Raw genomic sequence first — 8,326 nt, forward strand, 5'->3', positions numbered from 1 at the left:
GCAAAATCGAGGACTAAAATTCTGATGCGAATTTTTATGACGAGAGTGAGTTCAGTCTGCCTGTTATTGGTCGCTTTAAGCATACTGTTATCTTCTGCGGGGAAAACCGCAGAATCAAAGCCCAAAGTGGATTTCGAAAAAGAGATTGCACCTTTAATTGTGGAACACTGTATTCGTTGTCACAATCCCGGCAATGAGAAAGGGGAACTTTCTCTCGCTTCGATTGAGGCATTAACAGAGAAAAGTTTCCTCACACCGGGCAAACCGAGTGAGAGTTATCTACTGGATCTGATTCGCGTAGACTCGAAATCCGGCAAAGCCGAAATGCCCAAAGATGGTAAGCCACTTTCCAAAGAAGAGTTTTCGCGATTCACCCGCTGGATTGAACAGGGGGCATCCTGGCCTGCAAAATTGAAGCTGCAGGAAAAATCCAAAGCCGATCTGAGCTGGTGGTCGCTCCAACCGTTGGACCGCAAGGGACCGCCTGAACTAAAAAGTGTGCCGAAAACATGGCAGAAAAATTCCATAGATCGATACATTTATGCGAAGCTTCAGGAAAAAAAATTGACGCCTGCTCCCCCCGCGACGAAACGGGAATTAATCCGGCGAGCGACTTATAACCTGACGGGCCTGCCTCCCACTCCAGAAGAAGTAACAGCCTTTGAAAGTGATCCTTCACCGGATGCTTATGAAAAATTAATCGACCGCCTGTTAGCTTCACCCCGATATGGAGAGCACTGGGGCCGACACTGGCTGGATATTGTTCGGTTTGGTGAAAGTAATGGCTTCGAGCGCAACGTGATCATCGATAATCTCTGGCCGTTTCGCGATTATATTATTCAGTCATTCAATACTGACAAGCCGTTTGATCAGATGGTAATCGAGCATCTCGCCGGCGATGTCATCGGTAAAGGAGATTCGAATGTCGAAGTGGGAACAGCGTTTCTCGTTTGTGGCCCTTACGATAACGTAGGTAATCAGGACCCGGTTCAGGCAGCACAAATTCGCGCGAATACGATTGACGATATGATTCGCACGACAGGCGAAGCCTTTCTAGGACTGACGGTGGGCTGCAGTCGTTGTCACAATCATAAATTCGATCCTGTGAAACAACAGGATTATTACAGTCTGTATGCTACGTTTTCAGGCGTCTTTCATGGGAGCCGTGTGCTGGCGACGCCAGAAGCAATTCAAAAACGGGCCGCACAAATTAATCCGCTGAATGCTGCGAAAGCAAAATTGCTAAAAGAGAAATCCAAAATCGAAACGGCAATCCAGGCACGGGCTGAAAAGAAAGCTGCCGAGTATGAAAAACCGTGGGTTCGCGAGCCTGTGAAACGGACGGGAGTCAAAGATACGTTTCCGCCGATCTCTGCAAAATTCGTCAGGCTGACTGTACAGGGACTGGATACCAATCCCTCGGCGACAACCGGTTATCGCGTTGATGAATTCGAAGTCTGGACTGCTGGCAAAAGTCCGCGGAATGTAGCGCTCGCCCAAAACGGAGGCACTGCGAAAGGTGCCAACAGTCGTGTTGCCGGCGATTTTGCTGGTGCGTATGACGTGAGTTTAACCATTGATGGCAAAATTGGAGCCTGCTGGATTGCCGGTAGCCCCGAGCTGACTATCGAATTCCAACAGCCTGAAACCATTGATCGCGTGGTATTCTCCAGTGACAGATCAGGCGCCGCGATGAGTAATTATAAAGCAACGTTCCTGGCCGATTATAAAATCGAAGTTTCCACGGATGCCAAATCATGGCAGGAGGTCGCTTCTTCAAAAAATCGAAAACCGGTCAACGCCCGTCATCGTCGCAAACGCCTCTTTGTTTCTGAAGCGACACCCAACGAACTCCAGCAGATTGGAAAATTGAACGCAGAGATCAGAAAACGAGATCAAAAACTGGCTGCCATTCCCGGTTTGCCTGCCTGGTGGGTTGGTAATCACAAACAGGTGAATGGACCCTTCCATACTTTTATCGGCGGAAATCCGCAACGCAAAGGAGAACCAGTTGTCCCCGCGAGTATGTCCACACTCAGTCAAGTAACCACTGGTTATCAACTGGATGCCAAAGCACCGCAGGGAGAACGGCGACTTGCTCTGGCGCGCTGGCTGGTCGCTAAAGAGAATCCATTGACGCCTCGTGTGCTCGCCAATCGACTCTGGCATTATCATTTCGGAACCGGAATCGTTTCGACTCCCAGCGACTTTGGCTACATGGGAACGCGGCCGACACATCCCGAATTACTGGACTGGCTGGCGATTCAGATTCAAAAGAATGACTGGAAGCTGAAAGACATTCAGAAACAGATCATGCTATCGGAAACCTATCAACAAGCAAGTACCTTCCGCCAGGATGCGTCGCGGAAGGATTCAGATTCGCGTTATCTCTGGCGCTTTCCACCGCGCAGACTGGCGGGTGAAGAAATTCGGGATACACTGTTGTCGATCTCAGGCAAACTGAATCTAAAAATGGGCGGCCCCGGATTTCGCCTGTATCATTATCTGCAGGATAATGTCGCCACATATGTGCCTCGTGAAGAGTTTGGACCGGAAACATACCGTCGCGCCGTCTATCATCAAAACGCGCGGGCAGCCAGCATCGATCTATTAACCGATTTCGACTGTCCTGATAATGCATTTGCTGCTTCCAGACGCAATACAACGACAACCCCGTTACAGGCACTGACCTTAATGAATCATCGATTTACTCTGGATCTTTCCCAGTTTCTGGCAGAACGTTTACAGCGTGATGCAGGCGCGGAAAATGTGGACCGGCAAATTGATCGTGCGTTTCGTCTGTTATTTTCCCGCGCTCCTGAAGTGCAAGAACAACAGGCGGCCCGACAGTTGATTTCTGAGAATGGCCTGAATGCGTTTTGCCGGGCAATGATTAATTCAAATGAACTGATTTATCTTGATTGAAGAGGTAAACCCGCATGTTAAATTCGATTGAAAATAATTTGACCCGACGTCTGTTGCATCAGTTACATTCCCGGCGGTCTTTTTTTTCCAGTGTGTATACGGGAATGGCGGGCATCGGCTTGACCAGTTTGTTGCTCAACGATCTTTCCGCCGCAACAAAGAAAAGCAGTGCAAAGAACACCAAAGACTGGCAGCCCGGCGCGAATGAAACACATTTTCCCGCCAAAGCCAAACGCGTGCTGCAGATTTTTTGTCCGGGCGCCGCCTCGCATATGGACTTGTGGGAACACAAGCCGAGTCTGGAAAAATATCATGGTAAGCCATTACCGGGGGAAGAAAATTTCCTCAGCTTTCAGGGCAAAAACGGAAACCTGATGAAGAGCCCCTGGGCTTTTAAACCAGCAGGCAAGAGTGGCAAGATGTTTTCCACGATTCTGCCTCATATGTCAGGACACGTCGATGAAATGGCCTTTGTTCATTCGATGACGACGAAGACAAATACGCATGGACCGGGTTGTGTGTTCATGAATACCGGCCATGATACCGAAGGACATCCCAGTGCCGGTGCCTGGTTGGGTTATGCGTTGGGTAGTGAAAATGAAAACCTGCCGGCTTATATTGCCATTCCCGATATCCGAGGCGAACCCCCCAATGGGAAAGCCAACTGGAGCAATGGTTATTTACCTGCGCAACATCAGGCAATCGTAATGAACGCACAATCGCCGATTCGAAATCTGAAGGTTCCCAAAGGGATTAGTCAGAAACAGGAACAGGCTACACGCGAATTTCTTAAGTTCCTGGATCAACGACACGCAGAGCAACGTCCCGGTAATTCCGATTTGCAGGCCCGTATCGAAGCTTATGAACTGGCAGCACGGATGCAACTCTCAGCGCCAGAAGTTTCCAATCTGGCTTCTGAACCGAAGACAATCCACGAGCAATATGGAACAAATGATCCAAACAAATTGAAAGCCGCCTATGCACGCAATTGTTTGCTTGCACGGCGGTTTCTCGAACGCGGCGTACGTTACCTGAATCTATATTGTGCATCGCGGGCTTCTGGTGTTGATGGTTTGTTGAACTGGGATGCGCATAAAACCTTGAAAGCCGACTACGAAAGACATTGCCCGATCTTTGATCAGCCGACCGCAGCGTTACTGACCGATTTGAAACAACGTGGTTTGCTGGATGAAACTTTGATCTTATGGACCACCGAGTTCGGTCGAATGCCCACTCATCAGGCGGGAACTCTGGGCCGCGACCATAACCCGGATGGGTTTACCTGCTGGATGATGGGCGCCGGCATCAAAGGAGGCACCAGTTATGGGGCCACCGATGAATTCGGACGACGGGCCGAGTTGAATCCAACAACCGTCTGGGACTTTTACGCGACCGCCTTGCACCTTTTGGGATTCCAGCACGACAGGCTAACCTACTACAATAATGGTCTGGACCGTCGTCTAACGGACGTTCACGGGAATTTGATTAAAGAAATCATGGCTTAATGCTGATGAAGTCTTAAATATCCTAACCATCTCATTGGTTCAGGTCGCAGATTTTAACAAGAGTATGCATGGAACCATTGACGCCTTCGGTGTGTCTCTCTAAACTGTGCCTCTAATAAGTTGCGGGGCGTAGCTCAGCTTGGCTAGAGCGCTGCGTTTGGGACGCAGAGGTCGCACGTTCGAATCGTGTCGCCCCGACTTAAATAAAGCCCTCATAGCGAATTTTGTTTCGTTATGAGGGCTTTTTTCGTGCGAGTTTCTCTGCCCTAAGTATTTTGCTCTGCTTTGTTTATCGCATTACGTTCATCGCGATTCGAAAGTTTTTCAAAAAGCTGGTAACATTCAGTTTCATTTTTCGCTCAGTAAATTAGACGAAGGTGTTGCGGTGTTAGCCGTTCATAAAAAATCGAATCGTGCATACAAATTAGGAACTACGGAGAAAGGTGTGAGTGATGTGTAACAATTGCAATTTGAATATTGATGCGGAACGGACGGATGAATTTGGACAAAAGCTCCTGGAGATTGTGAATCACAGTAGTTTGTCGCTGATGATGTCGATTGGTCATCGCTCGCGGCTGTTTGACATCATGAGCGAAATGGAACACGCCAGCAGTAGTGATATTGCGGAACAGGCCGGTCTCAATGAAAGGTACGTTCGCGAATGGCTGGGTGCCATGGTCACGGGCAGCATTATTGAATATGACCCGGTGCTCAAAACTTATTTTTTACCAGCGGAACATGCCGCTTTACTGACACGGGCTGCAGGATCAAATAATTTTGCCACCACGATGCAATGGTTTTCCGTGCTGGGTTCTGTAGAAGACCAAATTGTCGATTGTTTTCAAGCAGGGGGCGGCGTTCCCTATTCAGAATTTGCTCGCTTCCACGAAGTCATGGCAGAAGAAAGTTATAACTCTGTCGTATCCGGACTGTTTGAGCATATTCTGCCACTGGTCTTGGGTTTGGAAGAGAAATTGAAAGCCGGAATGGATGTGCTGGATATTGGTTGCGGCAGCGGATTGGCGTTAGTTGAAATGGCAGCCGCTTTTCCCAATAGTCGCTTCACAGGATACGATATTTCAGAAGAGTCGATCGGGCGGGCAATACAGTCTGCCGCACAACGCGGAATCTCAAATGTTTCGTTCAAGGTGCAGGATGTGTCCCAGATGAACGCTCCAGATAGATTCGATTTGATTACCGCCTTTGATGTCATTCACGATCAGGCAAATCCCGCTCTAGTGTTGAGCGAAGTCAATGCCGCATTGCGAAAAGGGGGCACATTCCTGATGCAGGATATTGCCGCCTCGAGTCATGTAGAGCAGAATATTACCAATCCTCTGGGCCCCATGTTTTACACGATTTCAACCATGCATTGTATGACCGTTTCGCTCGCTCAAGGCGGTGCGGGTCTGGGAACATGCTGGGGTAAAGAGCTGGCTTGCCAGATGCTCAACGATGCCGGTTTTCAAGAAGTTGATGTACAAGAGCTGCCCCATGATATCATGAATTATTTTTACGTGATGACAAAAATGTAAGATCGGTAGCTCTCAGATGGTTATCTTTATCAGTGAGTAGAACTCCAACAGATTCTACTCACTGTTTTTTTATGAAAATGGGTGAATTAGACGTGGTCTGATTGATGTTTCCCCATGCGACAGATTAAATTAGATATTATTGTAGACTTTAGATTGGATGCCAGCTGTTGCCGTCTATAATTCCAACGGAGAGAGCTGATCCTGCGAGAGGCATGAGAAAATCTTAAGAATCAGAGAAGAATGTGCTATTTAAAGCCTTTCCATGTATTGATTTTGGTGTAAGAATGCCGATTACAAGGAATGTTTCTATTACGTAGAGTTTGCCGGTATGATGGTGAACAGGCTATGGTGGAAAGCACGGATGTCTGAAGCCGGAACTTCAATGCTCGAAAGGTATTGTAAGGGGATAGCTATCCAGACTTAATGATTTATTGAATTGTGAAAACCAATCGAAAAAAACTCCTGCGTCTTTCCCTCCTTGCGGGTAATGTAAATTGCCCCAATTCCTGTCAGAGAGAACACCCGGCATTTTCCATGGTTACGATGATTTCAGTGATTGATTCTGATCTGGTTTCTCGTTAATAAAATAGCGCCGGTAACGTGGGTGCTAAATCGATTTGATAAACGGCGCGTGCCAGAATTCAGAATACAGATTTTAAATTATTTCATTCAACAGTGAAGATACCACCTGAGAAGAGGTGGCAACTGGGAGTATCAATCAGAATGGCGACCACAGACGTGCCTGGTGCAAATGGCAAACTCAGCGAACAGCTTGATGCTGTTGTGATCCGCTTTTGCGGCGATAGTGGTGATGGAATGCAATTGGCGGGCACACAATTCACAAACGTGTCAGCTGTCTTCGGGAATGATGTAAGCACATTGCCTGACTTCCCCGCAGAAATTCGCGCACCTGCCGGAACGCTGGGGGGAGTAAGTGGTTTTCAGATCTGCTTCTCAAGCAGCGAAATTTTTACGCCCGGCGATGAAGTGGATACACTGATCGCCATGAACCCGGCTGCATTGAAAACAAATGTGGCAGACCTCAGACGTGGGGGTACGCTGATCGTCAATGAAGATGCTTTTGAAAAAAGCAATCTTTCCAAAGCAGGTTATGAAAGTAATCCGCTCGACGATGAAGAAGCACTGGCTGCCTATCAGCTTCAGAAAGTACCAATGACCAGCCTCACGCGTGACGCCGTGGCTGAATTGGGGCTTTCCCCACGGGAAGCGGAACGTTGCAAAAACTTTTTTGCAATGGGCCTGGTTTACTGGCTCTATCAACGCGATGCCACACCCACGGAAGAATGGGTCAGAACTAAATTTGCCAAGAAGCCAGAACTGGTGGAAGCAAACCTGAAAGCCTTACATGCCGGCTATAACTATGGCATTACAACCGAAGCGATCAGTGTGCATTACCGGGTGGATCCTGCAGACCTGCCACCTGGTAAGTATCGCAAAGTTACCGGCAATGAAGCCTTGGCGTTCGGTTTTGTGACAGCATCCAAACTGTCCGGCAAACAGTTATTCTACGGCGGATATCCGATTACTCCCGCCAGCGATATTTTACACGAACTTTCCAAACTGAAGAATTTCAACGTCGTTACCTTTCAAGCAGAAGATGAAATTGCCGCCATTACAAGTGTGGTTGGCGCTTCTTATGCAGGCGATCTGGCAATTACCGCCAGCAGTGGTCCCGGCATTGCTCTCAAATCGGAAGGTGTCGGACTGGCTGCAATCATGGAGCTGCCTCTGGTTGTCGTCAATGTGCAACGTGGGGGTCCCAGTACCGGACTGCCTACAAAAACAGAACAATCAGACCTGTATATGTGCATGTTTGGTCGTAATGGAGATTGCCCGCTGCCTCTAGTAGCACCAGCTTCACCTGCTGACTGTTTTGACATGGCACAGGAAGCATTGCGGATTGCCGTGGAATTCATGACCCCCGTCATGCTGCTCAGCGATGGTTACATCGCCAACGGAGCCGAGCCGTGGAAGATTCCTGAAGTTTCCAGTCTCAAGCCGTTCAAGGTTTCAAATGAGAATACTCAGAATGGCGATGAATTTATGCCTTACTTGCGGAATGAAAAGAAAGCCCGCCCCTGGGTCATTCCCGGTACTCCCGGTTGCGAACATCGACTTGGCGGCCTGGAAAAATCGGATGTAACCGGAAACGTGGATTACTCTCCGGAGAATCACCAGTTCATGACGACACTCCGGGCAAAGAAAGTTGCTGATATTGCCAATTATATTCCGGAACAGACCATCGAAGGCCCTGAATCGGGTGACCTGCTGGTGATTAGCTGGGGGGGAACTTACGGGGCAGTTCGCACCGCGGTAAAACAATCGATTGGAGAAGGCTTG

Annotated in this window: 4 protein-coding genes and 1 tRNA gene; all 5 read left to right on the forward strand. The window is 48.5% G+C overall.

Annotated features, from left to right (window positions below; genetic code table 11):
• The first annotated feature begins 24 nt into the window (after nucleotides 1-24).
• Nucleotides 25-2,925, forward strand: a complete 2,901-nt coding sequence (locus tag Q0668_RS25260) for a DUF1553 domain-containing protein (protein WP_298869337.1) — start codon at nucleotides 25-27, stop codon at nucleotides 2,923-2,925.
• Nucleotides 2,926-2,939: 14 nt separating this feature from the next.
• Nucleotides 2,940-4,430 (forward strand): DUF1501 domain-containing protein, encoded by a 1,491-nt coding sequence (locus Q0668_RS25265; protein ID WP_298869338.1) that lies wholly within the window; start codon nucleotides 2,940-2,942, stop codon nucleotides 4,428-4,430.
• Nucleotides 4,431-4,553: 123 nt separating this feature from the next.
• Nucleotides 4,554-4,628: transfer RNA gene (locus Q0668_RS25270), tRNA-Pro, on the forward strand.
• 254 nt (nucleotides 4,629-4,882) lie between these two features.
• Nucleotides 4,883-5,965, forward strand: coding sequence for a class I SAM-dependent methyltransferase (locus Q0668_RS25275; RefSeq protein ID WP_298869339.1), 1,083 nt, complete (start codon nucleotides 4,883-4,885; stop codon nucleotides 5,963-5,965).
• Between the two features lie 723 nt (nucleotides 5,966-6,688).
• Nucleotides 6,689-8,326 (forward strand): 2-oxoacid:acceptor oxidoreductase subunit alpha (locus Q0668_RS25280; RefSeq protein ID WP_298869340.1); only part of this gene is annotated, 1,638 nt, incomplete at its 3' end.

The sequence above is a fragment of the uncultured Gimesia sp. genome (assembly GCF_937910335.1).
Lineage (GTDB): Bacteria > Planctomycetota > Planctomycetia > Planctomycetales > Planctomycetaceae > Gimesia.